Here is a 25,900-nt window from a genome sequence, read left to right as displayed (position 1 = left end):
GGTCGGGAGATCGCCGCGCAGGGTATACCGGCAGGTCACGCGCCGCGGGACTGCTCGCGCCGCTTGACCGCCCGCAGGACCACGAACTTCGGCTCGCTCGCGGCGACTTCACTGTTGCCGAAGAGGCGCCGGAGGTGGGTGTGGTACCCCATGTGGCGGTTGGCCACCACCCACAGCTCGCCGCCCGGGCGCAGCGCCTTGCGCGACTGCGCGAACATGCGCAGCGCCGTCGCGTCGGTCGTCGCCTGGTGGGAGTGGAAGGGCGGATTGCACAGGATCAGGTCCACCGAACCGGGGTCCAGCATCGCCACCCCGTCCCCGACGAGGAAGTCCGCCCGCTCCCGCTCGTGCGTGACGTTGGCACGGAACGTCGCCTTGGCCGAGGCGATCGCCTGGTACGACTCGTCGGTGAAGATGACCTCGGCGCGCGGGTCGGCCACGGCGACCGCCGTGCCGACGATCCCGTTGCCGCAGCCCAGGTCGACGACCCGGGCCCCGTCCGTATTGGTCGGGATGCTCTGGAGGAAGAAGCGGGTGCCGATGTCGAGGCGGTCCGCGCAGAAGATGCCCGCATGGTTGACGACGGTCAGTCCGGCGCCCGAGCCGCCGTCCTTGTCCACGACGTACGTCAGCGGCCAGGGTCCGGGGGTCGACGGACGGGTCGCACCCGGGTTGCCCGGCGTGCAGAAGATCAGGCGGGCCTTCTTCTCGGCCAGCGAGGTCTTCGTCGGGCCCAGGATCTTCTCGAAGAGCCGCAGGGTGGAGGTGTGGATCTCCTTCACCATGCCGGTGCCGACGACCACGGTGCCCGCGTGCACGTGCGGGGCGACGCGGTACAGCTGGTCCTCCAGCAGCGCCAGGCTCTTGGGCACCCGCACCAGCAGCACGTCGATCCGCTCCGGCGGCGCGTCCTGGCTGGTCAGCAGGGTCACGGTGCCCTTGGCGGTACCGATCCCGTTGCGGTCCAGGTTCGCCATGGTCGCGGAGCGGGTCAGGCTGGAGTCGGTGATCTGGGTGGGGCGGTGCGCGGCCAGCGCCGTCGTCAGCGCCCCCCAGCGGTCCCCGATCACGGTGATCTGCCCGGCGCCGGCCAGATCCACCGGGCCGCGGTCACCCGTACCGGAATCGAGGTGGCGGAGCAGGTACTCGTCGGCGGCGTCCCATGCGAAGAGCCGGTCGCGCGGGTCCTCGGGGAAGCGGGCGAGCTCGTAGGAGCCGAAGGGCGTGGTCAGACGGTTCATATTGCCCCCAGGCTAACCGAGGGACCGCCCCGGCCCCGCACGGGCGGGGCCGGGAGAGTGGGCGACGCGGCAGACGGCCCCGCGGCAGACGGCTCCGCGACCGGCGGCGCACGGCCCCGCGGCACACGGCTCCGCGGCCGGCCCCGGACGGGTGGCTAGGCCGTCTCCGGGAACTCCCCGGCCATCGCGGCGGCGATCCGGAGGTACGGAGCCGCCTCGGCGGCCCGGCCCTGGCGCTCCAGGGTCCGCCCGAGCATCAGCTGCGCGTAGTCCTCCACGGGCCAGCGGTCCAGGACCTCGCGGAGCTCGCGCTCGGCCTTGGAGAGCTGGGCGGAGTGGTAGTAGGCACGGGCCAGCAGCAGCCGCGGAGCCAGCAGCTCGGGAGCCTCGGCCGCCACGCCGTGCAGCACGCGGGCGGCGTTCGCGTACTCCTTCGCCTCGAAGAAGAGCCGGCCGCGGTCCCAGCGCTCGGCGGCCGTCCCGTGCTCCAGGTAGCTGTCCATCGGACCCTTCCTCCGTCTTCCTTCGTCTTCCTTCGTCCCGTCCGGCTGCTCAACACGTGGATCCGTACGCACATTCCCATGACCCGGGCGGCGCCACCGGGACTAAGTTGTGCGGTATGAGCAATCTCGATCGCCAGCCCGCTCTCTCCACCTGCGGCGGCCGCGGCTTCGTCGTCGCCGAGCCCGTACGCGAGCTCCTGAGCCCGCGCACCGTCAAGCTCGGTGAAACCCACGAGGTCCGCCGGCTCCTGCCGAACCTGGGCCGCCGCATGGTCGGCGCCTGGTGCTTCGTCGACCACTACGGCCCGGACGACATCGCCGACGAGCCCGGCATGCAGATCGCACCCCACCCGCACTCGGGGCTGCAGACCGTCAGCTGGCTCCACGACGGCGAGGTGCTGCACCGCGACAGCGTCGGCAGCCTGGCGACGATCCGCCCGCGCGAGCTCGGCCTGATGACCTCCGGCCGGGGCATCAGCCACTCCGAGGAGAGCCCGCGCCCGCACGCCCGCTTCCTGCACGGCGCGCAGCTGTGGGTGGCCCTCCCCGACGCGCACCGCGACGTGGACCCCCACTTCCAGCACCACGCCGACCTCCCGCAGGTCAGCGCCCCGGGCCTGACGGCGACGGTCATCCTGGGCACCCTGGACAAGGCGACCTCGCCCGGAACCGCGTACAGCCCGATCGTCGGCGCGGACCTCGCCCTGGCGGCGGGCACGGAAACCCGCCTCCCGCTGGACCCGGACTTCGAGTACGCGGTCCTCTCGATGTCGGGCGAAGCCCACGTGGACGGCGTCCCGGTCCTCCCCGGCTCCATGCTCTACCTCGGCTGCGGCCGCAGGGACCTCCCCCTGCGCGCGGTCTCGGACGCCGGCCTGATGCTCCTGGGCGGCGAGCCGTTCGAGGAGGAGATCGTGATGTTCTGGAACTGGATCGGCCGGAGCAACGAGGAGATCGTACAAGCCCGCAAGGACTGGATGGAAGGCACCCGCTACGGCGAAGTGAAGGGCTACGACGGCCCCCCGATCCCCGCGCCGCAGCTCCCGCCAGTGCCCCTGAAGGCGCGCGGAAGGGTGCGCTGACCTGTGATTTTATGAATCGTCCCTTTCAGTCGAGACCGGCAAGAGAGTGGCTGAAGCTCCGGCGGAGATCGTTGCGCGGGAGGCGGCGATGAGCTCTCTCGGAGGCCCTCTTCGAGCGCCGGTCGTTTCCCATGTGTGACCAGCTGGGGTCAGCTTTGCCAGGACCAATGCTGACCCAATGCTGACTTTGGTGATGGTTCGTCAGCTCGCTTCGCGACATCCGGTGGTCACGAAGGAGCCGGGGAAGGGGCCCTCGGGCTCGGCGTGACAGGTTGCACGGAGCGTGACCATCAGAGGTTTCGCCGCATGGCCTGGATGCAGAGGGTGCGTGCGGCGTTCGAGCGGTCCCGGGGATAGGCGACGCCGAGGTTCATGCCGCTGTCGGTGTCGATCGGGGGCTGCTGCCAGGCCTCGCTCATGTGGACGCCGGCCTCGGAGCGTGCGGCCGCCACGAGCGCGGCGTACGGTTCGGCGACCGCCGAGGCTTCGATCTGGAGCCAAGCATGATGGAAGGCCATGCGGGCGAGAAGGGAGCTGGCCTCGTCGGTCAGCTCCCGGCGGATGTCCGGAGAGGACGGCCGTCGGCGGATGCGGTACGGCATCTCCAGATACTCCTCGACTGCCGTCAGCGCTTCCGCGAACGTCTTGGAACGGCGCTCGCGTCGCAGCGCACGCTGATTCAACGAGTACGTGACGTAGACGCCGACCAGCGCGATGACGGGAACGATCAGAGCGGTCGTCTGGGCCCACGTCCAGGCGCTCGCCTGCGCCGCGGTCGAGAAGACGAAGCCGGTGCCCACGCGCTACTCCCCGGCAGACCGTGTGGTACGTCCTCGACGAGCCATTCGCCGCCGTTCTCTCCGCCGGTGAGGAGCCAGTAGCGTTCCAGGAACAGGTGTGTCCGGACGATCTCGAGCAGGTGGAGGAGGCCCTTCGGACTCGTCCACCGGTACTCCTCAGGATCGTAGGGATACCAGAGGCACAAGGCGCCGTCCGTGCTGTAGCGGTGCTTCGATGCCGCGCCGGGCTTGGCGTAGACCCGTGGAAAGTCCTGAGGGTGCTGCCCGAACGTGGGGTAGCACGGCTGGTCGAAGAAGCGGATGGTCACGGGTACGGGAGTCGGCTCGCCGATCACGTCGAGGCCGCTTAGGCGATAGGTCAGCCGGCCCTTGCCGTATGAATGCCGGAGGTCGTCGCCGAAGCGATGTCGAGCATCTCGTTCGAGCGGGGCCCACCAGTGCGGTTGGACCCCGTACCAGATCCCCACATCTACACGCCCCAGGCCCGGTTGCTGATGAGCGCAGGGGTCACCGTACCGAGTCCGGACGCGGCGTTGCCGGAGAGGAGCACTTCCTGGCGGAGCCGGGCGGCCTCCTCCAGCGTGGGGTCTGCGTCCGGCACGATCTCGGGGAAGACCCGGCTGAGGGCGTGCTGCGCACTGGCCGGACGGACCTTTGCGGCGTGTTGGATCGCGAGGTCGATGTAATCCCGGGCCGTGTCCAGGCGTTTGCGGACTTCGTTGATCGGCAGGTTGAGGGGGATAGGGCCGGCGACCCCGGCGGGGTCTTGTGTCTGCCCGGACTTGAACTCTCGTGCCGCGTGTGCGAAGAAGGCCTGGAGAGCATCGATCAGCGGCATAGGCGTGGTGATGGACTCCAACGCGAGCGCCTTGATGTTCCAGGAGCAAAGCGGCTTGCTGTGAGTGCAGTTCCAATGCTTAAGCAGCCGGACCGCCCGAGCGAACGTCTTCTCCGTCTTGTCGATGGCCCCCAGGATCATCTCGGTGTGCGCGATCGGGTCGGCTCGGTCCCACTTGTCGGCGATCTCCATGTTGGGGATGTAGAGGCCCGCGCCGGAGGGGTGGGGGATCGCCGTCATGACGTCGGCTGTGAAGTCTGGTTGGCCTGCCGTCACCGGGTCGCCGAACCGTACGAGCACGGCTCGCCGACGCCCGGCCACTTCCACGCTCAGCCTCGGGAACTCGTCGGTCAGATCCGCCCGGATCGCGTTCCGGGCGCGCTCCATCAGGGGGAGCGCGTCGCTGTAGTCGGGGCCGAACCCCTCCGCGTCGACCGGGCTGAGCTTTGCGCCCAGGTCTACATCGGTCAGGGGTGTGTTGGCGTCACCGTGGGCCACGCTGCCGTTGAAGTAGATGGTGGAACCGGGGAACGCGCGTTCAAGTGCGTTGGCCAGGAGCTGTCTTCGGCGCCTCGCCTCGACGAGCTCGTCTTCGGTGACTTCGATCTGGCGGCGCGCCTCTTCGAGGAGTTGCTTCAGGGACTTCTCTTTCATCAGTGCTCCTTCCGTCTCGCCCTGGTTATCCCCCGTTACACGCCGCCTGCACCTTCGTCGGGCATATGACCGAGCCGGTTGCCGTGGGGGACCGCCGACCCGGCGGGTTCGGCGCCGGACGGCCAGGACACCGCCCTGGTCTGGTACGAGGCTCTCCAGAAACAGGGCATCGTGGCCAGGCGGGCGGTGTCCCCGTACTGGGGCGGCCGGCGCATCTGGGAGAAGGCCCGGCACGCGGAGACCGTCGACACCGACGTCCTCGGCTTCACCGGTACCGCAGCGCGCCCCCGCCACTTGGTCGTCCGGCTGCCCGGCGGTCAGGTAGCCCGCCCCCAGCAACTGACCGCGCCCCTTGCCGCGCAGGTGGCTCATTTCCTGGGGGCCGTCGGCCAGGGCGCTGTGGATCGGACCCCGGACGGCGAGCCCTATCAGAAGGCGGGCGAGGGCCTGGTGGTCGACGTCCTTGCGGGGACCACCAGGCACGCCGTGGTCACCGTCGTGTGCGTTCACGGATAAGACCGTGAGCCGGTCGGCGTTCCCCCGGGAAGACCGCTGTTCTACGGGTGAGCCGAGACGTAGCTGCCCGCCGTCAGTCCCTCCGGCGCGGAACGCCTCGGCGCGTCGCGCGGCAGGGGACGCACAGGGGGCTTGCCCCCGGAGAGCCGTAGCGTGCGGACGGCTGGTGACTTCTCTGCACCGGTCGAGTCGGGGCGGAACGAGATGTCCGGCGCTGGGCCCGAGAGCGCTCACGGGCACAGCCCCGTGCAGGCCGTCCACCGAACGGCGCTCGCAGGATCCTGCCCTCTGCCCATCAGGTTCAGGACAGGTGCCAGCCCAGTCGGCGTTTGTAGTAGATGAGAGGTTCGCCGCCCTCGATCTTGAGTCCGGCTACCTGGCCGACGGTGATCGCGTGGTCGGCGAAGGGGGTGAACATCACGGTCCGGCACCGCAGGTAGGCCATGGCGCCGCTGACTCGGGGCACCGGGCCGTCCCACTCCCAGTCGGTGTCCGCGAACTTGTCGTCCTGGTGGCCGGCGAAGATCCCGGCGAGTTCCGTCTGGTCGGATGCCAGCAGGTGCACCCCGAACTCCTCGGCCTGCTGAAGGAGGTCGTAGGTCCGTGCGGTGCGGCTGACCGCCAGCATGACGGTCGCGGGGTCCGTGCCGTACGAGGTGATCGAGGAAACCAGGAGCCCGCCGGGCTGCCCCTCGGGGCTGCTCGCGGTGACGACGGCCACCCCGGAGACGAGGTGGGCCATCGTTTCGCGGAAGTCGTCCAGCGGGTCCTGGCTGCCGGACGGTGCGTTCGGCATGTGGGGCTCAGACCTCGAACTGGACGTCGATGACGACGGGGGCGTTCTGGGAGAGCATGGCGACCCCGACGGCGCTGCGCGCGTGGATGCCGGCCGCTCCGGTGAACGCCGCGGCGAACAGTTCGCTGGCCCCGTTGATGACCGCGGGCGGGGAAGTGAAGGAGGGGTCGCCGTTCACGTAGCCGACGACCTTGACGACCTGCTTGACGGCCGAGAGGTCCCCGACGGCGGACTTCAGGGCGGCCAGGGCGTTCAGGGCGCACTGCCGGGCGGCTTCCGTGGCCTGCTCGGGGGTGACCTCGGCGCCGACCTTCCCGACGTGGATCAGCTTGTCGTCGACCGTGGGCAGCTGGCCGGAGACGAAGACGTAGGGGCCGTTGCGCAGGGCCGGGGTGTAGGCGGCGACGGGTGTGGCGATGGCCGGCAGGGTGTGGCCGGCTTCGGCCAGTCGTTCCTCGGGAGTGCTCATCAGGGGTTCTCCGTCCGGGGGTGGTCAGTTCTGGCGGAAGCGGTGGATGGACGGGTCGTAGTGGGGGGCGGGGAAGCGGTCGCCGGTGATCGTGTCGGGGACGGGGGTGCCGGGGGTGGTGGTCAGCGGAATCCAGCCCGCCCAGGATGCGATGTGGTCGTCCTTGGGTTCGTCCCGGGCGAAGCCCTCGCGGACCTTCATCGAGAACTCCGTGATCGGCATGGTCAGACAGGCCGTGTACCGGGCTTCCTCGACGTTGGGGCGGCGGGCGGCATGCCGCCCGGACAGACGGCCCGGGATGACGCTCTCCACGACGTCGGCGAGGGCATCCGCGCGCTCCTGCTCGTCCTCGATCGCCGTGGCGGTCCCGAAGATCATGGCGGAGCGGTAGGCGGCTGAGTGGTGGGAGGAGGCCCGGCCCAGGATCACGCCGTCGATCAGGGTCGCGGTCACGCACAGCGGGGCGCCCGACGCGGCGGTGGTGATGAACCGGCCGAACGCGGAACCGTGCAGGAGGAGCTGATCACCCACCCGCATGTGAAGGGTGGGGATGACCACCGGGCCGAGGTCGGTGTTGAAGCCGACATGGACGGCGAGGGCCTCGTCGAGGATCGCGTAGACCGCGTCCCGTTCGTAGGTGACCCGCTCGGGATACCGATTCGCAGTAGTACGCTCTGTGGCCGACATCTACGTAAATGTACGGTCTTGGGCGTGGTGGATCGTGTTGAGGCGCCGCTGAATACCTCCATTGGCCCCAACGCTGTCGACGACAAGGGCCTGGGTCAGCGGCCTGCCGCGCGACGATCCGCGACCAGTGGAGGAACTCCGCCGACCTGCCTGGTGCGAGGTGGGTCAGCGCGGGCTGCGCACTCGGCGGGGCCGGTGTTCTCGCAGCCGCTCGGCTCGTCGGCGCAGCTCCGCGGTCAGGCCGCGGGTCGTCTCCGGGGTCGCCACCGGCGTGCCGTGGTGACCGGTGGCCGTCAGGCCGGTGAGACGGGTGATCGCGGTTTCCGCGTAGTCGAGGTCGTTCTGCCACGCCTGGAGGGTGCGGTGGTGGCGGGGGTCGGTGCGTAGACGGATCAGTTCGGTACGGACGGCGGCGAGATCGCCGTGGATGCGGCGGCGCACGGTGTGGAGGGTTGTGGCGTCGCCGCCGTTCTCCAGCGTGTCGGCGTAGGCGGCGATGGCCTCGTGGGCGCTCGCCAGCCGGTAGTCCACTCTGGCTCGGCTGTCCTCGGGCCACAGCACGTACCCGACGATGAAGGCGATGGCGCAGCCGATCACGGTGTCGAGCACGGGGTCTGATGCAGCGTTGGGTGACAGGTTCAGTCACGCGGCCTGAAGAGCCGACGTGGTCATGACGGTCTCGTATTCGACGGGGGTCAGCCGGCCGAGGGCGGCTTGTCTGCGGCGTCGGTGGTAGGTCCGTTCGATCCAGGTCACGATCGCGATCCGCAATTCCTCGCGGGTGGACCAGGTGCGTCGGTCGAGGACGTTCTTCTGCAGCAGGCTGAAGAAGGACTCCATGGCCGCGTTGTCGCCGGCCGCCCCGACTCTTCCTATCGAGCCGACCATCTGGTGGTGGCCGAGGGCCCGGACGAGCTTCCGGGAGCGAAATTGTGATCCTCTGTCGCTGTGCAGGATGCATCCGGCGACGCTCTGTCGCCGGGCGACGGCGTTGTCCAGGGCGGTCACTGCCAAGCGGGACTTCATCCGGGCGTCGATGGAGTAGCCCACGATGCGGTTGCTGAAGGCGTCCTTGACCGCGCAGAGATACAGCTTGCCCTCGCCGGTGGCGTGTTCGGTGATGTCGGTGAGCCACAGGCGGTTCGGGCCGGTTGCGGTGAAGACGCGGTTCACCAGGTCGTCGTGGACCGGCGGGCCCGCCTTCTTGGCCCGGCCGCGTTTCTTGCCGAACACGCTCCACCACTGGTTGTCCCGGCAGATCCGCCAGGCGGTGCGGTCAGCCATGCCTGCACCCGCGTCGCGGGCCTCGTCGGCCAGGAAGCGGTAGCCGAACTCCGGGTCGTCGCGGTGCGCGGCGAACAGCGCCTGCGCGCGATGGGCTTCCTCGACCTCGGCTGCGGTCACCGGCTCGTCGAGCCAGCGGTAGTAGGGCTGTCTGGCGAGCTTCAGCACCCGACACGCGACCGTGACGGGCACCCCGTCGCCGGCCAGCTCCTTCACGAGCGGGTAGATCCTTTTCCCGGCAGGTTCGCCTGCGACAGATAGGCCGCCGCCCGCCGCAGGACCTCGTTCTCCTGCTCCAGCAGCTTGATCCGCCGACGCGCTTCCCTCAGTTCCGCGCTCTCCTGGCTGGTCGTCCCGGGCTTCACGCCGTCGTCGATGTCCGCGCGGCGCATCCACTTCCACAACGTCATCGCGTGGACGCCGAAGTCGGCGGCCACCTGCTCGACCGTGACGCCCGGACCGCGGTTCCTCGCGACCCGCACGACGTCCTCGCGGAACTCCTGGGGATAAGGCTTGGGCACAGCGACATCCTTCCCACCTACCCGACAGGGCAAGCCAGTTCAGATGTCACCCGATCGTGCGGCAGACCCTGCGGCAGACCCGACGTCGTTGAGGTCCTGCGCGGTGACGTTGAACAAGCGGCCTCCTTTCAGGCATCGGTGTGTACGGGGTGCTGCCCGGGACTGCATCGCGGGGCGCGGCGGCTGCTCCCGCCGCCTGCGTCGAAGGGGGTCTTCGCCGTTCTCGGGGTGGGTTGGTGGTCGCTGCCGAAGGTGCAGTCCTTCAGGTAGCGGCGGATGAGGAGGAAGGCGAGCCGGGGTCTGCGCCGGACGGAGATCGGAGGAGGCAGGTCGGGGTTGGGTGTTGAGGTGATCGGGTCTCCAGCGACGTCAGGAACGCCGGCGTGGGGCGGCGCCCGGCGCAGGGAGGCCTCGTGGCGGATGCGGCACTGGGCCATTCCGGGCGGTCATGGCCTCGGAGTAGGTCGCCTCGTCGAAGAGTTCGGGGGCGATGTTGACCCGGTAGCCGGCCTTCGTCCCGGCGGCCATGGCGCGGGTCGCGTGCTGCCGTTCCTCGTCAGGGCTGATGGTGTCGGGGAGCCGGTGCCACACGTAGAGGGGCGGCAGGATGTTCCGCTCGAAGCCCTGGGCATCCAGCAGCTTCAGCAGGCGCTCGGGGGCTCCCGTGCGGGTGTCGGCGTAGATGGCCTTGTCGGAGTAATGCCGGTAGATCTCAAGGTCGGTGCCGAATTCGTCAGCGTGGTTCAGGGCGGGCAGTCCTCTCGGGCGCAGTGTTGGACGAGATCACCGGCTGCGGGCAGAGGCACCCTGGCTGTGGGCGACTGGCCGGGCCGGTTTGGAGATGAGCGGGGGCCGGACGACGACACCGATGCCCAGGCGGTCCAGGCGCTGGGAGACGAGGTGGACGCGGGCGATCTGTTCGCGGTCGCCGTACTGCGACGGGGACAGCACGAACATCCGGTCGTACGGGTGGTAACTGAAGCCGGACCGGTACAGGGCTTCGGCGGCGCCCTCGGCTCCCGACACCGCGCCTACGGCTCCGTCCGGGTACCAGGCCATGCTGACCCGCCCGGCGAGGACGGGCGGCGCCGGACGCCGGGGGATGGGGTGCTCCACATTGCGCTGGACCTGCTGCAGAGCCGCCTCGTACCGGGGCAGGAGCCGGCGGCCGATCTGGGAGGCCGCGCGGACGGGGTCCGCGGGGACGGTGATGCCGTTGGGCTCGGCGACCTTGTGGAAGGCGTCAGGACCGGCGTCCGGAACCATCGGCCCGATCATGAACTGGCGGGGCCGCATCGGCCGGTCGAAGACCAGCAGACGGGCTCCATCCGTACGGCTGAGGACCGCCTGGTGGGCTAGGACGAAGTTGGAAGCGGCGTATCCGATGGCACCGACGTCCCGCAGCTCGGCGGTCGTAGGAATCTGATCGGGATACGAGGCGTGGCGGATGTAGGTGCTGGTCCAGGTCGCGCCGGGCAGGCGGGCGGCGAGGGAGGCGGCGAAGACGGCGAGGTCATCGCGCCGATGGGACGAGGGCATGGGGAACCTTGCGGGTGATGGGGGAAGTTCAGCGCCCGCGGCGTACGGCGGGAGCCGGGGGAGGTGGCGGTGGGCAGGAGCAGACGACGGATGCTTCGCGCTCGGTGCTCTCGACTCCGGTGCAGGCCGGACGAAGAGGGTGCGCGGTATGCCGGTCCGCGAGAGCGTTGCGGTACGCGGAGATCTCGATGCTGACCACCGCGATCTTCTCCGCGAGGCGCAGCAGCAACTGGACGAGCTGGCCCGCCGCCTGGACGAGACGTGGTGGCCCGACGGGAGTCCCGGTGTCGGGTGGAGCCAGGGCATTCCCCTCGACTGCACGCATGAGCTGGCCGAGTACTGGCGTACCGAGTACGACTGGCGGGCCAGGAAGAGCGCCTGAACTCCTCACCGCCGGGGCCCTGGTCGAGGTGGCTTCCTCGGCAAGCGTTGGCCAGCTCGACGGAACGAGTCGTGAGGGCCTGTCATTGGGCGCCCGCGCGCATGCAGGCTTTCGGCTCGGGTGCGCACTGGGCTTATGCCCACCGCGAGTTTCTAATGATCAGCTCATTACGGGGCGAGGATGGACGTGCCGCGAGCAGAGGGCAGTTCATCGTTTTCGTACTCGGAGCCTGTCTGGTTTCGCTGACGGGTTGCACGGAGCGCCAAGGGGTCGTTTTGCCTGCCGGTCCGACTGCCGACCACGATCGTCATCAATCCCAACGACCGCACTTCCACGGCGATCGAGGAACCCACGGCGATAGCCGTTGTCGTGGCCGCGGTCTACGACGCCGCGTCAGACTCGGTCTACGTGTACTTCGTCGGCGGGCCGCACTGCAAGGGGGCCGGGGGCTGCAGCGGCCGGATCGTCGGGACGGCGGTCACGGGGCAGTCGATGGTCTGCGGGCCGTCACTCGGCCTCGACAACTACAGCAGGGTCTTCGTCACACAGCGCAACTCCAACGGCGGTCCCGGAGGCCTCGGACTGGTCGACGGTGGCACGCTGCTGACGTATCCGGCGGTCGGCACGCCCCGCTCCTTCACCGCGCTGGCCGTGAACGACACCACGGTGAAGGTGTGCTCCGCGCGGACACGCTCGACCCGAACGGACTCGACCGGGACGGAGACGGCATCGCCTGCCCGGACCTGCCCGAGCCGAAGGACAAGAAGCCGGTCCACCGCGACTTCATGACCGACGTGGACGGCGCGCCGATCATCGAGCCGATCAAGCCCTCGCCGACGTAGGAGCGATCGCGCCACCAAGTTCCGCGGAACCCTCCAGCGGCAATGCTGACCCATTGCCGACGCTGGAGGGTTCCGTGCGTTCCCGGCCGATGGCGGTTCTTGCGGGAAGCGGGATTTCGAAGTGGACCGTGCCGTAGCCGCCGTGCTCGCCGGACGTACGGGCGTCGAAGACCTCGTCGGCCATGCCGCGCCAGAAGGCTTCCGCGCCCGGGATGTCGACGTTCGTGTGGAGGTAGATCGCGTCGTAGCCGGGGACGCCGGCGGCGAACTCGCAGGCGGCCCCGACCATGGCCCGCGCCAGGCCGTGCCTGCGGTGGTCCGGGCGCACGTACACGCGTAGGAGCTGCGCCGTGCTCCCGGAGGGGTAGCGCTCGGTGAGCCGGCGCGGGTGCGGGGGGTGCGCCGGGCCCCGGGAGTTCAGTGCGGTGGTGCCGACCACTTCCCCGTCCAGGACCGCCACGACGAGGGTGTGGCGCGGGTGCGCGAGGTAGGTGGCGGTGATGTCGACGACGTCGTCGTGCCACTGGGGTACGTACCCGTAGTCGAACTCCCGGTAGAAGGTGTCGAGCATGACGCTCCGAGCTCCGGGGACGTCCCCGGGCGTGGCGTGGCGCACCACGTACGGCCCGATCTCCCGCCTGTGTGTCAGGTCCCTCATGGCGCGGCGGCTCCTTCCGGCACTCCGGTCTCGTGAGCGGCAGGCTACCGGAAATCCGCACTATTGGAAATGAAAACGATTTCGGATAGCTTCTTCCTCGGTTCGGTGCGGACGCCTCCTGTCGGCGGCCCGCTTCCCAGGTATGCCCCACGGTCGTGGCGGCGTGATGAGAGGAAGTCCCTTGGCGCATCTGCTGGTTGTCGAGAGCTGGGTGGGGTCGATGAGCAGGCTGCTGCCCAGGGCGATCGGGGAAGGAGGACACGAGTTCACCTTCGTCACCCGGGACCTGCACCACTACCTGCGCGGTGCCGGGGCCGGGACCGGTGCCGGGTCCGAGGGCCCGCACCCGCTGCTGGCCGCGCGCAACATCGTCACCGCGGACACCAACGACATGGACGAGCTCCTGCCCCACCTGGAACGCCTGCACGCGGTGCTCGCCTTCGACGGGGTGGTCTCCTCCTGCGACTACTACCTGCCCGCCGTGGCCCGGATCGCCGGCCGGCTGGGACTGCCCGGCCCGGCCGTCGAAGCCGTCGAGGGAGCCTGCCGCAAGGACCTGACCCGCCGGATACTGGCCGGGGCGGGCGTTCCGGGCCCCCGCTTCGCACTGTGCACGGACACCGCGCACGCCGCGGCCGCCGCACGGGAGATCGGCTACCCGCTGGTGGTCAAGCCCGTGGACCTGTGCGCCGGGATGCTGGTCCGCGAGGTCCGCGACGAGCGGGAGCTGGAGCTCGCCTGCCGGGCGCTGGCCGAGTTCCCGGTCAACGCGCGCGGGCAGGACCGTACGCCTTCCGTCCTCCTCGAAGAGCTGCTCACCGGGCCCGAGGTCAGTGTCGAGACCGTCTCCTCCGGCGGTGTCGCGCGGGTGGTCGGCGTCACCGACAAGAGCGTCGGCGGGGCGCCCGCCTTCATCGAGACCGGCCACATGTTCCCGGCGGGCCTCGCACCGGAGGCGGAGCGGGAGGCCGTCGAGACGGCCGTGGCCGCGGTGACGGCCCTCGGCCTGGACCACGTGGTCTGCCACACCGAGATCAAACTGACCCCCGAGGGGCCCAGGGTGGTCGAGGTCAACCCGCGGCCCGCCGGCAACCGGATCACCGAGCTGGTACGGCACGTGACGGGCATCGACCTCGCCGCGGCCTGCGTCGACGTCGCCCTCGGCCGCCTGCCCGACCTCACCCCGCGCCCGACCGGCGTGCACAGCGCCGCCATCGCCTTCCTGCTCCCCGCCGCCACCGGCACCCTCGCCGGCATCGGGGGCGCCGACGAGGTCCGGGCGGAGCCCGGGGTCCTGGAGCTCACCCTCGCCGAGCCCGGCCGCGCCGTGCGCGCCGTGACCAGCAACAACGAGTACCTCGGCCACGTCATGACGGCCGACACCCGGGGCGGCGGCGCCCGCGCGGCCGCCGAACGGCTCATCGCGCACCTGCACCCCGCGTACGAGGACGAGGACTGCTCGCTGGAGCCGTCGGCGGTGCCCGCATGACCGTGCACGCCATTCCTGGGTCCGCCCCGCACGAATCCGCCCGCCGTGAGCCTGCCCGTCACGAGTCCGTCCGTCACGAGCCGGCCCCGCGCGAGCCCGTCGTACGTACCGTCGACCAGCTCATCGGGGCCGTCCGCGCCGGGAGTTACGGAACCGACCCCGCCCAGGAGCGCATCGCGCTCGCCTTCGCCACCGCCCAGGCGGTCCGGCACGCCGGACGCGGCAGCGGATACCGGAACGAGGTGCTCAGCCTGCGCCTGGACGCGGCCGTCGGATCCTGCGCCGTCGAGCCGGGAACGCTGCCGCCCGCAGCGCTCGACGACTGTGTCGGAGCCTCGGTCGCCGAGCTCCTCGACCACCCGGTGCTTCCCGTACGGGTCGCCGCGCTCGACGCGTACCTGAGCCGGGTCCGCCCCCACACCCCCGAACACGGCGCCCGCCCCTGCACCCTGCCGGCCGGCAGCTCCCTGCACCGCTCCAGAGCCCGCGCCCGCGCCGTCGTCGGCCTGCTGCCGCCGACCGGGATCCGCCGGGTCCTGGTCATCGGCGTGGTCAACTCCCTGCTGGAGCAGCTGCGCGAGCGCGGCACCGGCTACGTGCCCTGCGACCTCAAGGGCGGCGCCACCGAATGGGGCGAGCCCGTACGGACCGATGCCCTCGCGGAACTGGAGCGCTGCGACGCGATCCTCGCCTCCGGCATGACCCTCGGGAACGGCACCCTGCAGCCGCTGCTCGACCACGCCGCCGCCACCGGCAAGCCCCTGGTCATGTTCGCGCAGACCGGCAGCGCGGTCCTCCCGCGCTTCCTGGGCGCCGGGGTCAGCGCCGTGTCCGCCGAGCCCTACCCCTTCTTCTGGCTCGACGGCGGCCCGGGAGTCATCCACCACTACGGAGGCACCCGGTGACCCTCGCACCGCCCCTGCACCGCCCCCCGTTCCACCGTGCGAACCCCGAACTGCTGACACTGGTCGGCCGCACCCCGCTCGCCCGGATCCGTGCGGAACTCCCCTACGCCCACCCGGGGTTCTGGGCCAAACTCGAAGGCCTGGGCGCCGGCGGGATGAAGGCGCGCTCCGCCGTGTCCATGCTGCGCGGCGCCCGCCGGCGCGGCGAACTCCGGCCGGGCGCCACCGTGGTCGAGTCCACCTCCGGCACCCTCGGGGTCGGCCTCGCCTTCGCCGGACAGGCCCTCGGCCATCCCGTCGTCCTCGTCGGAGACCGCGAACTCGAACCGTCCATGCGCCAGTTGCTCCACGCGTACGGAGCCGGGCTGGAGCTGGTGGAGCGGCCCGCCGCCGAGGGCGGCTGGCAGGCGGCCCGGATCGCCCGGCTCCGCGAGGTCCTGGCGCGGACCCCGGACGCCTACTGGCCCGACCAGTACAACAACCCCGACAATGCCGCCGGATATCTCTCCATGGCATCCGAACTCACCGCGCAGCTCGACCACTTGGACGTACTGGTGTGCAGCGTCGGTACCGGCGGCCACAGCGCCGGCCTCGTCGGCCCGCTGCGCCGCCGCTGGCCGCGCCTGAAGGTGATCGGCGTCGACTCCGTCGGCTCCGCCATCTTCGGCCAGCCCGCACGGCCCCGCCTCATGCGCGGACTCGGCAGCAGCATCCACCCGCGCAACGTCGCCCACCACGCCTTCGACGAGGTCCACTGGGTGGGCCCGGCCGAGGCCGTGGACGCCTGCCGCAGGCTCGCCCGTACCGGCTTCGTCAGCGGCGGCTGGAGCACCGGAGCCGTCGCGCTCGTCTCCGCCTGGGCCTCCCGGGTCGAGGCCGGCGCGGTCGTGGCGACCGTCTTCCCCGACGGGCCGCACCGCTACCTCGGCACCGTCTACGACGACGAGTTCTGCCGGGCCCACGGCCTCGACCGGGCCGAACTGGCCGTGCGCCCACTGGAGATCGCACACCCGCGCGCGGCCGAGGCGGTCGGCTGGACCCGCTGCCGCACCGTCGTCGATCCGCTCGCGGCCACCCGCCCGCGCCTGCCCGCGCCTACCGGTCCGCGCCTGCCCGCGCCCTCGCGCGGAGGTGCCGCATGAGAGTCACCTGGCAGACCGCCGAACTGGAACTGGCCGAACCGCTGCGCATCTCCCGCTCCGTGATGTCCCGCCGCGACGCGGTCTGGATCGCGATCGAACACGGCGGCATGACCGGCTGGGGCGAGGTGGTCAGCAGCGAGTACCTCGGCCTGCCCACCGCACGCATCGCCCGGCACCTCACCACGGCGCGCCCCGCCCTCGAACGGCTCCCCGACCCCGAGACCGCCTGGCACGCGCACACGGCTGACGCCCTGCCCGGCGCGGCGGAGCTGCCGGCCGGTGTCCTCGCCGGACTGGAGGCGGCCCTGCTCGACCTGGTCGGCAAGCGTGCCGGCCGGCCCGCCCACCAGCTCCTGGGCACTCCCACCGCACCGGCCGCGCGGACCACCCGTACGATCGGCATCACCGCCCCCGTACCGGCCGCCGCACAGGCCGCCCGGCTCGCCATGAGCGGCTTCACCGCCCTCAAGGTCAAAGCGGGATCCCCGGATCCGGCCGAGGACCTGGCCCGCGTGGAAGCCGTACGCACCGGCGCGCCCGGGGCGAGCCTGCTGCTCGACCCCAACGGGGCGTGGAGCGAACGCCAGGCCCTCGACCTGCTGCCGCGCTTCGCCGACCTCGGCGTCACCGCCGTGGAACAGCCCATCGCACCCGGCAGCCCCGATGCGCTCGCCCGCGTGGCCAAGGAGTCCCCGATCCCCGTCATCGCCGACGAGGACGCGGTCTCCTACGAGGACGCCGTCGCCCTCGCCGGGCTGGTCCACGGCGTCAACGTCAAGCTCGCCAAGTGCGGCGGGGTACGGGCCGCCCTGCGCATCCACGAAGCCCTGCGCGGCAGCGGCACCGAGCTCATGCTCGGATGCCTCACCGCCAGCTCCCTCGGCATCGCCCCCGCCGTGCACCTCGCCGACCGGGCCCGCTGGGTGGACCTCGACGGGCACCTGCTGCTCGCCGCCGACCCGTGGACCGGCATCGGCGGCACGGACGGCACCGTACGGGCCGCGGACCGGGCAGGACTGGGAGTGGGACGTACCCCGGTGGCGGGCGCGGGGCCACGGGTGGCGGCGCGGTGAAGATCCTCGGCTCGATGCGGGGCTTCCCCCTCGCCGTACGACTGCTCCTCGTCAACCAGCTCGGCGTCAACACGGGCTTCTACCTGCTCATCCCGTACCTCGCCACCCACCTCACCGACGACCTGGGGCTCTCGGCCGCCGTCGTCGGCATCGTCCTCGGCCTGCGCAACCTCAGCCAGCAGGGGCTGTTCCTGATCGGCGGCTCGGCCGCCGACCGGCTCGGCGCGCGCGGGGTGATCATCGCGGGGTGCGCCCTGCGCACGGTGGGGTTCGGGCTGTTCGCCCTCGGCGACGCCCTGCCGCTGCTGATCGCCGCGTCCATACTCAGCGGGCTGGCGGGGGCCCTCTTCAACCCCGCCGTGCGGACCTACGTCGCCCAGGAGGCCGGGGACCGCAAGGCCGAGGCCTTCGCGCTGTTCAACGTCTTCGCCACCACCGGGGCGCTGCTCGGCCCGCTGCTCGGCACCCTGCTGCTGCTCGTGGACTTCCGGGCCGCCGCCGTCACCGCGGCCGGCGTGTTCGCCGTCCTGACCTGCGCGCAGCTGCTGGTGCTGCCGGCCCGTGAGGTGCCGGCCCCCGCCACCGGCGTCCTGGCCGACTGGCGCGAGGCCGCGGGCAACCGCCGGTTCCTGGCGTTCTCCCTCGCCATGGTCGGCATGTACGGCCTGGAGAACCAGCTGTACCTGCTGCTGCCCCGTGCGGCCACCGATGCCTCCGGCTGGGGCGGCTCGGTCGGCCTGCTCTTCCTCGCAGGGACCGTCGCCAACCTGCTGTTCCAGCTGCGCATCACCCGCGCCCTGAAGGCCCGGGGGAGCGGGGGGCGCTGGATCGCCGCCGGCCTGGGCGTCATGGGCCTCGGCTTCCTGCCCCCGCTGCTCGTCGCGGGCACCGCCGGCGCGCCGCACCCACTGCGCCTGGTCCCCGTCCTCGCGGGGGCGCTGCTGCTCCACCTCGGCGTGATGATCGCCCAGCCCTTCGTGATGGAGCTGATACCGGCCTTCGGCCGCGCGAGCCTGACCGGCACCCTCTACGGCATCTTCTACGCGGTCTCCGGTCTCGCGGCGGCCGCCGGCAGCGCGGCCGTCGGCTGGTCCATGGACACTGCGGGCCACACCGGCCTGACCTGGCTCCCGTACGTCTGCTGCCTCACCCTCGGCCTGACCTCGGCCGCGGCGGTGACACACCTCCACCGAAGACGGGCCCTGCCGACGGGCCCGGACCCGGGCCCGGCGCCGGCCCCGGACCTGGCCCCGGGCCCGGACCTGGCCCCGGCGCCGGACCCGGCCCCGGACCCCGCCCCGGTTCCGGACCCGGCCCCCGCCCCGTTCCCGGACTCCCTGCCCCCTCGTGCCCCGCACGTCCCGCACGCCCCCGCATGCCCCCGAAGCGAGTCCCGATGACCAGTGGCAACCTGCTCACCGACCACCCCGAGCTCTACGAGGAGCGGTTTCCCGACCCCGAACGGCTCGCCGCCCGCTGGGCCGAGGAGGTGCTGGCCCGCCACGGCGCCGGGCCGCGCGTACTCGACGTCGGCTGCGGCACGGGCCGCGACGCCGCCTGGCTGCACCACCGCGCCGGGCGCGAAGTCACCGGCATCGACACCTCGCGGGCCATGCTCGCCCACGCGGCCACGCACCACCCCGGCCCGGCCTACCACCTCGCCGACATGCGCGCGTTCGATCTCGGAGCCGGCTTCGACGCGATCGTCTGCCTGGACAGCGCCCTGCTCTACTGCCACACCAACGAGGACCTCACCGCCTTCCTGGCCCGCTGCCGCGCCCACCTCACCCCCGGCGGGCTGCTCGTCGCCGAAATGCGCAACGGAGCCTTCTTCCTCGGCGGCACCGAACTCCTCGACGGCCCGCGCACCGCCTCCTTCACCCGGCGCGGCACCACCTACACCTCCCGCACCACCCTGTGGATCGATCACGGCGCACAACTCCTGCGCCGCCGCCGCACCTGGACCGCCGACGACGGCTCCGCTGCGGAAGAGCAGCTCTCCTCCTGGAGGCTCCTCTTCCCCCAGGAGCTGCGCCACTTCCTCACCACCGCCGGGTTCGAGGTCCTCGCGCTGCACGACGGCCCCGGCCCCCGCACCGAACCGCCCTGGAGCAAAGGCAAGGCCCCGTACGGGAGCACGAGTTCCGACCGCCTCCACCTCATCGCCCGGCTCACGCCCCACCCCAGCAACGGAGACACCCCCGCATGAACGACGCCCGCTCCACCCTTGCCCGTAGGGGCTTCCTCATCGCCACCGGCGCCACCGCGCTCGCCCTCACCGCCGCCTGCGGCACCGGCTCCACCACCCCGGACGCCGAGAACGCCGCCGGGGGAGCCCCCAAGCAAGGCGGCCGGCTGCGCGCCGCCTTCGCCGGGGGCGGCGCGGGCGAAACCCTCGACCCGCACGCCGCCAACCTGTTCGTCGACGCCGCCCGCGCCAAGGCCCTCTTCGACAAGCTCGCCGACTTCGGCGCCGACCTCGCCGCCGTCCCCAGACTCGCCGAGCGCTGGGAGCCCAACGAGACCCTCGACACCTGGCGCATCACCCTGCGCAAGGCCGCCTTCCACGACGGCAGGCCGGTCACCGCCGAGGACGTCCTCCACAGCTACCGCCGGATCGCCGATCCCAAGGGCAGCTTCCGGGCCAAGGCCTCCCTGGAGCCCATCGACCTCGGCGCGAGCCGCGCGCTGGACGCCTCCACCGTCGAGTTCAGGCTGAAGCGCCCGTACGCCGAATTCCCCAACGTCCTCGCCGCCTTCGGCGCGTACATCGTCCCCAAGGACGCCGCCGCCTTCGACAGGCCCATCGGCTCCGGACCCTTCGCCTTCGTCTCCTTCAAGCCCGGCAGCTCCCTCGTGGTCAAGCGCAACGAGGCCTACTGGGAGGGCGCGCCCCACCTGGACGAGCTGGAGTTCGTCGTCGCCGGCGAGGAGTCGGCGCGCGTCAGCGCCCTGCTCGGCGGCCAGGTCGAGTACGCCCACGAGCTGAACCCGGCCACCGCCCGCACCCACGAGGGCAGGGGGAAGGTGGAGATCGTCCGCCTGCCGGGCAGCGCGATGCAGGGCTTCGTCATGAAGACGGACCGGCCGCCGTTCGACGATCCCAGGGTCCGGCAGGCCTTCTTCCTCATCGCCGACCGCAAGGAACTCGTCGACGGCGCCCTCTCCGGCGCCGGCGAGATCGGCAACGACCTGTTCGGCAAGGGCTACCAGTACTACCCCGCCTCCCTCCCGCAGCGCACCCAGGACCTCGACAAGGCCCGCGCCCTGCTCAAGGAGGCCGGCGCCGAGGGCCTGAAGGTCACCCTCGACACCGCACCGGCCGCGACGGGCTTCGTCGAGGCCGCCGGCATCTTCAAGGAGCAGGCCGCCAAGGCCGGGGTCACCGTCGAGATCAAGGTCGGCAACAAGGACACCTACTGGAAGGACATCCTGAACGACGGCACCTTCGCCTCCTACCGCTCGGGCGCCATGCCCATCGAGTCCCACATCTCCCAGCGGCTGCTGACCGGCTCCACCACCAACGCCACCAAGTGGCAGCAGAAGGAGTTCGACGACCTCTACCAGCAGGCCCAGTCCACCCGCGACGTCACACAGCGCGGCGCCCTCTACGAGCGGATGCAGCGCCGGCTGTACGACGAGGGCGGCTTCCTGATCTGGGGCTTCGCCGACTGGATCATCGCCACCGCGCCCACGGTGCACGGGGTGTCGAAGACGGCCCCCGCCAACACCCTCGACTGGGCCCGCTTCGACAAGATCTGGCTCGCGTGACACCGCACCTCTCCTGGACCGGCCGCCGCCTGCTCCTCGGCCTGGGGCAGACGGCGGCCGTCGTCCTGTTCGTCTTCGCCCTCACCGAGGCGCTGCCCGGTGACGCGGCCGTCGCCCTCGCCGGGGACCAGCCCGACCCCGCCCGGATCGCCCGCATCCGCGAGACGATGGGCCTGGACCGGTCCGCCGCCGAACGCCTCGGCGACTGGGTCGCGGGGCTCCTCCACGGTGACCTCGGCACCTCCCTGATCAGCGGACGGCCCGTCACCGGCTACCTGGCCACCGGGCTCGGCCCCACCCTCCTGCTGGCCGCCGCGACCCTCTTCCTGCTGGTCCCGCTCTCCGTCGGCCTCGGGGTCCTGGCCGCCCGCCGCGAGGGCGGCCCGCTGGACCGGAGCATCAGCGCCCTGACCCTCGCCGTGCACGCCGTACCGGAGTTCGCCGTCGGAGTCCTGCTCGCCACGGTCTTCGGCCTGTGGCTGGGCTGGCTGCCGCCCACCGCCGTCGGCGCCGACGTGTTCACCGAGCCGGCCGTCCTCGTCCTGCCCGTCGTCGTCCTGCTGTCCCGGCCGGTGTGCACCATCAGCCGCCTCGTACGCGCCGGCATGATCGACGCGCTGGCCTCGCCGTACGTCGCCCAGGCCCGCCGCTACGGGATCTCCGGAGCCCGCATCACCTGGACCCACGCCCTGCCGAACGCCCTCGCCCCCGCCACCCAGCAACTGGCCCGCACCTGCGACTGGCTCCTCGGCGGAGTCATCGTCGTGGAGGCCCTGTTCGTGATCCCGGGCCTCGGCACCGTCCTCATCGAGGCCGTCGCCGCCCGCGACCTCCCGGTCGTACAGGGCCTGGCCGTGGTCTTCGGAGTCGTCACCGTCCTGGTCAACCTCGCCGCCGACCTGGCCGCCCGCAGCTCCGCACCCCGGTCCGAGGTGGCGGCATGAAGCAGAAGCCGACACGGTCCCTCTTCGCACTCGGGCTGATCGTCCTGCCCCTCCTCCTCGCCGTGGCCGGACCCTTCGTGGCGGGCCCGCCCGGCCCCCGCTCGGTCTCCTTCGCCTCCGGCGCCGGGCACTGGCTCGGCACCGACTTCAGCGGACGCGACGTAGCGCACCAGGTGCTCCTCGGCGGCCGCTCCGTCGTGCTCGTGGCGCTCGCCGCCACCGCCCTCGCCTACCTCGTCGCCGTCCCCCTGGGACTCACCGCCGCCCTCACCCGCCGCACCTGGCTGGAGGAGGCCCTGATGCGGCCCCTCGACGTGGTCATCGCGGTCCCCTCGCTCCTGCTGGTGCTGCTCGTCGCGGCCACCCTCACACCGGGACCCGCCGGACTGACGGTCCTGGTCGGGCTGGCCGCCGTACCCGACGCCGCCCGCGTCGTGCACGCCGCCGCGGTCGAGGTCTCCTCCCGGCCGGCCGTCGAAGCGCTGCGCATGCAGGGGGAGTCGTGGTGGCGGACCGCCATCGGCTACGTCGCCCGCTCGATGCGCCGCACCCTCGCCGCGGACGCCGGGATCCGGCTCACCGGCGCCCTGTATCTGGTGGCCACGGCCGCCTTCCTCGGCGTCGGAGTGCAGCCCGACGCCGCCGACTGGGCGGTGATGGTCGACCGCAACCGCACCGGACTCTTCCTCCAGCCGTGGGCCGTGGTCGTGCCCGCCCTGCTCATCGCGGCCCTGTCGATGGGCACCAACCTGCTGTTCGACGCCGCCCTCCAACGGCACAAAACCCCGAAGGGAGCGAGGCGATGACCGTCGTCGCGGAGCTACGGAACCTGCGCGTGAGGATCGGCGGCCGGCCGATCGTGGACGGCGTCAGCCTCGCCGCGCACGCGGGCAGGATCACCGCCGTGATCGGTCCGTCCGGCAGCGGCAAGACCACCACCGGGCTCGCGCTCCTGGGCGAGTACCCGGCCGGCGCCGTCGTGGACGGCGAGGTACATACCCCCGCGGGCCCGGTCGGATACGTCCCCCAGCACCCGGCCTCGGTCCTCAACCCAGCCCGCCGGGCGGGCGCGCTCCTCACCGGCATCGCGGCCCGCCGGGGAGGAGACCGCCGCGCACGCGGCCGCCGCATCGAGGAGGCCCTGCGGCTCGCCCAACTCCCCGATCCGCGGACCGTGCTGCGCCGCTTTCCCCACCAGCTCTCCGGCGGCCAGCAGCAACGGGCCGTCCTGGCACAGTCGTTCCTGCTGGGGGCGCGGGTCATCGTCGCCGACGAACCCACCACCGGCCAGGACGCCCTCACCAAACAGGGCATCGTGGCCGAGCTGGCCGCCGTCGCCGCGCGGGGCATCGCCGTCGTCCTGCTCAGCCACGACCTGGACGTCGTACGGGAACTGGCCGACGAGGTCGTGGTGATGCAGGCCGGAAAGGTCGTGGACCGCGGACCCGCCTCCTCGGTCCTGGCGGGCCCCGCACCGCGGATTCCGCGCGCCGCACGACCCCCGCGCCCCGCACCCAGCGGCCCGAACCGCCTGGAGACCAGGACCCTCACCGCACGGCACCGCAACAGCACCACGCAGGGGGCCGTCACGGTACTGAGCGACATCGGGATCTCCCTCGCGGCCGGGGAGTGCCTGGCGCTCGTCGGCCGCTCCGGCAGCGGCAAGACCACCCTCGGACGCTGCCTGGCCGGCCTGCACCGCGCGTACGAGGGCTCCGTCCTGCTCGACGGGACACCGCTGCCGCGCAGCCTCCGCTCCCGAACCCGCGCCGAACTGGCCTCCGTCCAGTACGTGTTCCAGGACGCGAAGGCGGCCTTCGACGAGCACCGGCCGGTCCTGGACCAGGTCGCCCGCAGCGCGGTACGCCTCCGCGGAGCCGCACCGGAGGCCGCGCGCCGTGCCGCCCTGACCACCCTCGGCGAGCTCGGCCTCCCCGAGCCCCTCGCCGGGCGCCGCCCCGGAGCGCTCTCCGGCGGCGAACTCCAGCGGGCCGCACTGGCCCGGGCCCTGCTGGCCGGGCCACGGGTCCTCGTCTGCGACGAGATCACCTCCGGCCTCGACGCGGCAGCCCGGGCCACGGTCCTCGACTCCCTCGCCCGACTCGGGGAACGCGAGGACCTCAGCCTGGTCTTCATCACCCACGACCTCACGGCCGCCGCAGCCCTCGCAGACCGGATCGCGGTCCTCGACGCGGGCCGAATCGCCGAATCCGGCCCGACCGCCCGCCTGATCGGGACGCCGCAGCACCCGATCACCAGAGAACTGCTGTCCGCCCTGCCGGCGGGGGATTCAGTCCCCGGCGGCGACGATCGTCTGCGCGACCCGTGCCGCCCGGGCCGCTACGCCCGCGATGCTTGACGTGATGAAGGGGCCGCCCCCGGCGAGGTCTCCGACCACGTGCAGACGCGGGTCGGCGGGAACCAGCCCCCCGGCCGGGTGCAGCTCGGCCGAGCCGTCGGCCAGCAAGGCCGTGACCAGTGGCCCGGCCATCGGGGGGATCGCCCCGGGCGGCGGGTTCACGGCGTTGAGGACGGAGTCGAAGGTGCGTTCGCCTTCGTCGCCGAGTACCCGGAACATCCCGTCCGCTGCCTCGATCTTGCGCACGCCCGCGGTGAGGGTGAGCTGCCCGGACTCCAGCAGCCGCAGCAGGACGACGGCGTTCACCGGGACCATCGGTGAGGCCACGCTCGTCGCCAGACGGAAGTGACGCCGCAGCCGCATGCGGTCGGGCTCGGGCAGCAGCCGCCACGCGTACGGGCCCGCGCTGTGCGCCGTCTCCTGGAGGACCCGGCGGCCGATCCGGGAGTCGTCGACAGCGGCCAGCTGCGCCCGCAGGCGCCGGACCGGATCCTCGGACCCGGTCGCCAGCAGCTCGGCCGCGAAGGCTTCGAAGTCCTCGCCGGCCTGAGCCAGTTCGGCGCGCAGCAGCCCGATGAGGTCCTCGAGGGTGACGGCACCGTGCTGCCGGTGCAGCGCCGCCACCCGCTCGGTGGTCACGTGCTGCGGCCGGTGGCCGACCGGGAGCTGCCAGACGTGGGGCAGCACACCGCTGCGGGACAGCAGCGTGATCGGCCCGGTGTGCCCGCGTGCGGCGAGTGATACGACGATGTCGACCGCGGTCAGGCCGCTCCCGATGACCGCGATGTCGTGGTCGGGCCGGACCGCGGCGAGCGTGCGTGCCAGCGGGTACGGATCGCCGACGAAGCCGGCGACGCCATCGAGACCGTAGTGATCGGGTGGTGTTCCCCCGCCCACGCACAGCGCCACGTGGCCGGCCTCGTACGAGCGCCCGTCCTCGGTGTGCAGCGACCAGTTGGACCCGGCCCGGGCTGCCCCGGTGACGCGGGCGGTGACGACGCGCACCCGCCAGCCGCCCTCGCGCAGGCCGGCCAGCGCCGTCTCGGCGGTGTGCGTCAGGTAGGCGCCGTAGAGCGCGCGCGGAACCAGCGGCTGCCCGAGCCGTTCGTCGAGATGGACGGTGCCGCGCGTACCCAGCCAGGCCGCGTAGTGTCCGAGGTCCGGGTGGCGGATCGACATGATGGCAGGCGGCGCGTTGACCAGCACCGTATCCAGGTCCGGGCCGTAGGGGCGGCCTCGCCAGAGGTGCGGGGACGGCTCGAACACCGTGATGGTCCCGGGTGTGTCGGCGATGGCCGCCAGCGTGTCCAGCAGGCCGACGGCGGCAGCGCCCGCTCCGACGATCGCGATGTCCATGATGTTCCCTCCGAGGTCCGGGCCGCCGCCGAAAGGAGCCGCGGCCTCT

Annotated in this window: 27 protein-coding genes; 14 read left to right on the top strand and 13 right to left on the bottom strand. The window is 72.0% G+C overall.

Going from position 1 to position 25,900, the window contains the following annotated elements; all coding sequences use genetic code 11:
* Window positions 1–35 precede the first annotated feature (35 nt).
* Window positions 36–1,241, bottom strand: a complete 1,206-nt coding sequence (locus NLX94_RS01550; RefSeq protein WP_254380695.1) for a methyltransferase — start codon at window positions 1,239–1,241, stop codon at window positions 36–38.
* Window positions 1,242–1,396: 155 nt separating this feature from the next.
* Entirely contained in the window at window positions 1,397–1,744 is a 348-nt protein-coding gene (locus tag NLX94_RS01545; RefSeq protein WP_254380694.1) for a tetratricopeptide repeat protein, read from the bottom strand.
* Between the two features lie 116 nt (window positions 1,745–1,860).
* Here NLX94_RS01545 and NLX94_RS01540 point away from each other — a divergent pair, with 116 nt between their 5' ends.
* The gene (locus NLX94_RS01540; protein WP_254380693.1) at window positions 1,861–2,826 is read left to right on the top strand and encodes a pirin family protein; all 966 of its coding nucleotides are present in this window, start codon (window positions 1,861–1,863) and stop codon (window positions 2,824–2,826) included.
* A 290-nt stretch (window positions 2,827–3,116) separates the two neighbouring features.
* Here the strand turns inward: NLX94_RS01540 and NLX94_RS01535 are convergent, their stop codons facing one another.
* Together NLX94_RS01535 and NLX94_RS01530 are read right to left on the bottom strand one after the other, a co-directional pair.
* Window positions 3,117–3,626 carry a hypothetical protein gene (locus NLX94_RS01535; RefSeq protein WP_254380692.1) on the bottom strand — a complete coding sequence of 170 codons (510 nt, stop codon included), beginning with the start codon at window positions 3,624–3,626 and terminating at the stop codon, window positions 3,117–3,119.
* Between the two features lie 469 nt (window positions 3,627–4,095).
* Window positions 4,096–5,118, bottom strand: coding sequence for a hypothetical protein (locus tag NLX94_RS01530; RefSeq protein ID WP_254380691.1), 1,023 nt, complete (start codon window positions 5,116–5,118; stop codon window positions 4,096–4,098).
* 78 nt (window positions 5,119–5,196) lie between these two features.
* Between NLX94_RS01530 and NLX94_RS01525 the strand changes: the two genes are divergently transcribed.
* Complete coding sequence (locus NLX94_RS01525) at window positions 5,197–5,634, top strand: hypothetical protein (protein WP_254380690.1); 438 nt, start codon at window positions 5,197–5,199, stop codon at window positions 5,632–5,634.
* 301 nt (window positions 5,635–5,935) lie between these two features.
* Here NLX94_RS01525 and NLX94_RS01520 read toward each other — a convergent pair whose 3' ends face one another.
* The 7 genes from NLX94_RS01520 to NLX94_RS01490 all read right to left on the bottom strand — a co-directional run bounded on the left by NLX94_RS01520 (window position 5,936) and on the right by NLX94_RS01490 (window position 10,930).
* Window positions 5,936–6,430, bottom strand: a complete 495-nt coding sequence (locus tag NLX94_RS01520) for a flavin reductase family protein (RefSeq protein WP_254380689.1) — start codon at window positions 6,428–6,430, stop codon at window positions 5,936–5,938.
* A gap of 7 nt (window positions 6,431–6,437) precedes the next feature.
* A complete protein-coding gene (locus NLX94_RS01515; RefSeq protein WP_254380688.1) occupies window positions 6,438–6,899 on the bottom strand; it encodes a RidA family protein in 462 nt (153 codons plus the stop codon).
* A 24-nt stretch (window positions 6,900–6,923) separates the two neighbouring features.
* Entirely contained in the window at window positions 6,924–7,586 is a 663-nt protein-coding gene (locus NLX94_RS01510) for a pyridoxamine 5'-phosphate oxidase family protein (RefSeq protein ID WP_254380687.1), read from the bottom strand.
* 165 nt (window positions 7,587–7,751) lie between these two features.
* Window positions 7,752–8,195, bottom strand: coding sequence for an FUSC family protein (locus tag NLX94_RS01505; RefSeq protein WP_254380686.1), 444 nt, complete (start codon window positions 8,193–8,195; stop codon window positions 7,752–7,754).
* Window positions 8,196–8,228: 33 nt separating this feature from the next.
* Window positions 8,229–9,391 (bottom strand): IS3 family transposase gene (locus tag NLX94_RS01500; protein ID WP_254380685.1). Its coding sequence is split into 2 segments (ribosomal slippage): window positions 8,229–9,104 and window positions 9,107–9,391, totalling 1,161 coding nucleotides; the frame shifts between segments, so codons are not numbered across the junction.
* A gap of 369 nt (window positions 9,392–9,760) precedes the next feature.
* Window positions 9,761–9,982 (bottom strand): hypothetical protein, encoded by a 222-nt coding sequence (locus tag NLX94_RS01495; protein ID WP_254380684.1) that lies wholly within the window; start codon window positions 9,980–9,982, stop codon window positions 9,761–9,763.
* 192 nt (window positions 9,983–10,174) lie between these two features.
* The gene (locus NLX94_RS01490; RefSeq protein ID WP_254380683.1) at window positions 10,175–10,930 is read right to left on the bottom strand and encodes a hypothetical protein; all 756 of its coding nucleotides are present in this window, start codon (window positions 10,928–10,930) and stop codon (window positions 10,175–10,177) included.
* 148 nt (window positions 10,931–11,078) lie between these two features.
* Between NLX94_RS01490 and NLX94_RS01485 the strand changes: the two genes are divergently transcribed.
* Both NLX94_RS01485 and NLX94_RS01480 read left to right on the top strand, forming a co-directional pair.
* Window positions 11,079–11,312, top strand: a complete 234-nt coding sequence (locus NLX94_RS01485) for an epoxide hydrolase N-terminal domain-containing protein (protein ID WP_254381203.1) — start codon at window positions 11,079–11,081, stop codon at window positions 11,310–11,312.
* A 674-nt stretch (window positions 11,313–11,986) separates the two neighbouring features.
* Entirely contained in the window at window positions 11,987–12,154 is a 168-nt protein-coding gene (locus tag NLX94_RS01480; protein ID WP_254380682.1) for a hypothetical protein, read from the top strand.
* On the opposite strand, the gene NLX94_RS01475 is transcribed toward NLX94_RS01480, so the two are convergent.
* Entirely contained in the window at window positions 12,135–12,812 is a 678-nt protein-coding gene (locus NLX94_RS01475; RefSeq protein WP_308402352.1) for a GNAT family N-acetyltransferase, read from the bottom strand. The genes NLX94_RS01480 and NLX94_RS01475 overlap by 20 nt on opposite strands.
* A gap of 181 nt (window positions 12,813–12,993) precedes the next feature.
* Here NLX94_RS01475 and NLX94_RS01470 point away from each other — a divergent pair, with 181 nt between their 5' ends.
* From NLX94_RS01470 to NLX94_RS01425, 10 genes are read left to right on the top strand one after another with little or no spacing between them, the layout of a single operon-like run.
* On the top strand, window positions 12,994–14,301 hold the full coding sequence (locus tag NLX94_RS01470; RefSeq protein WP_254380681.1) for an ATP-grasp domain-containing protein: 1,308 nt from the start codon (window positions 12,994–12,996) through the stop codon (window positions 14,299–14,301).
* The gene (locus NLX94_RS01465; protein WP_254380680.1) at window positions 14,298–15,206 is read left to right on the top strand and encodes a Rossmann-like domain-containing protein; all 909 of its coding nucleotides are present in this window, start codon (window positions 14,298–14,300) and stop codon (window positions 15,204–15,206) included. The genes NLX94_RS01470 and NLX94_RS01465 overlap by 4 nt, the downstream gene beginning before the upstream one ends.
* Window positions 15,203–16,348 carry a PLP-dependent cysteine synthase family protein gene (locus tag NLX94_RS01460; protein WP_254380679.1) on the top strand — a complete coding sequence of 382 codons (1,146 nt, stop codon included), beginning with the start codon at window positions 15,203–15,205 and terminating at the stop codon, window positions 16,346–16,348. Before NLX94_RS01465 ends, NLX94_RS01460 begins: the two co-directional genes overlap by 4 nt.
* Window positions 16,345–17,421: a dipeptide epimerase gene (locus tag NLX94_RS01455; RefSeq protein WP_254380678.1), complete on the top strand. Its 1,077-nt coding sequence runs from the start codon at window positions 16,345–16,347 to the stop codon at window positions 17,419–17,421. Before NLX94_RS01460 ends, NLX94_RS01455 begins: the two co-directional genes overlap by 4 nt.
* A 14-nt stretch (window positions 17,422–17,435) precedes the next feature.
* The gene (locus NLX94_RS01450; protein WP_254381202.1) at window positions 17,436–18,821 is read left to right on the top strand and encodes an MFS transporter; all 1,386 of its coding nucleotides are present in this window, start codon (window positions 17,436–17,438) and stop codon (window positions 18,819–18,821) included.
* Complete coding sequence (locus NLX94_RS01445; protein ID WP_254380677.1) at window positions 18,818–19,630, top strand: trans-aconitate 2-methyltransferase; 813 nt, start codon at window positions 18,818–18,820, stop codon at window positions 19,628–19,630. The genes NLX94_RS01450 and NLX94_RS01445 overlap by 4 nt, the downstream gene beginning before the upstream one ends.
* Window positions 19,627–21,192, top strand: coding sequence for an ABC transporter substrate-binding protein (locus tag NLX94_RS01440; protein WP_254380676.1), 1,566 nt, complete (start codon window positions 19,627–19,629; stop codon window positions 21,190–21,192). Before NLX94_RS01445 ends, NLX94_RS01440 begins: the two co-directional genes overlap by 4 nt.
* Entirely contained in the window at window positions 21,180–22,136 is a 957-nt protein-coding gene (locus NLX94_RS01435) for an ABC transporter permease (protein WP_302168696.1), read from the top strand. Before NLX94_RS01440 ends, NLX94_RS01435 begins: the two co-directional genes overlap by 13 nt.
* Complete coding sequence (locus tag NLX94_RS01430; RefSeq protein WP_254380674.1) at window positions 22,133–22,942, top strand: ABC transporter permease; 810 nt, start codon at window positions 22,133–22,135, stop codon at window positions 22,940–22,942. Before NLX94_RS01435 ends, NLX94_RS01430 begins: the two co-directional genes overlap by 4 nt.
* A complete protein-coding gene (locus NLX94_RS01425) occupies window positions 22,939–24,495 on the top strand; it encodes an ABC transporter ATP-binding protein (protein ID WP_254380673.1) in 1,557 nt (518 codons plus the stop codon). The genes NLX94_RS01430 and NLX94_RS01425 overlap by 4 nt, the downstream gene beginning before the upstream one ends.
* Here NLX94_RS01425 and NLX94_RS01420 read toward each other — a convergent pair.
* Window positions 24,427–25,851, bottom strand: coding sequence for an FAD/NAD(P)-binding protein (locus NLX94_RS01420; protein ID WP_254380672.1), 1,425 nt, complete (start codon window positions 25,849–25,851; stop codon window positions 24,427–24,429). The two genes, NLX94_RS01425 and NLX94_RS01420, sit on opposite strands and share 69 nt — an antisense overlap.
* Window positions 25,852–25,900 lie beyond the last annotated feature (49 nt).

The organism is Streptomyces sp. TBY4 (assembly GCF_024213195.1).
Taxonomy (GTDB): domain Bacteria; phylum Actinomycetota; class Actinomycetes; order Streptomycetales; family Streptomycetaceae; genus Streptomyces.
The sequence above is the reverse complement of the archived record's forward strand: the minus strand, read 5'-3'. Positions and strand labels throughout refer to the sequence as shown.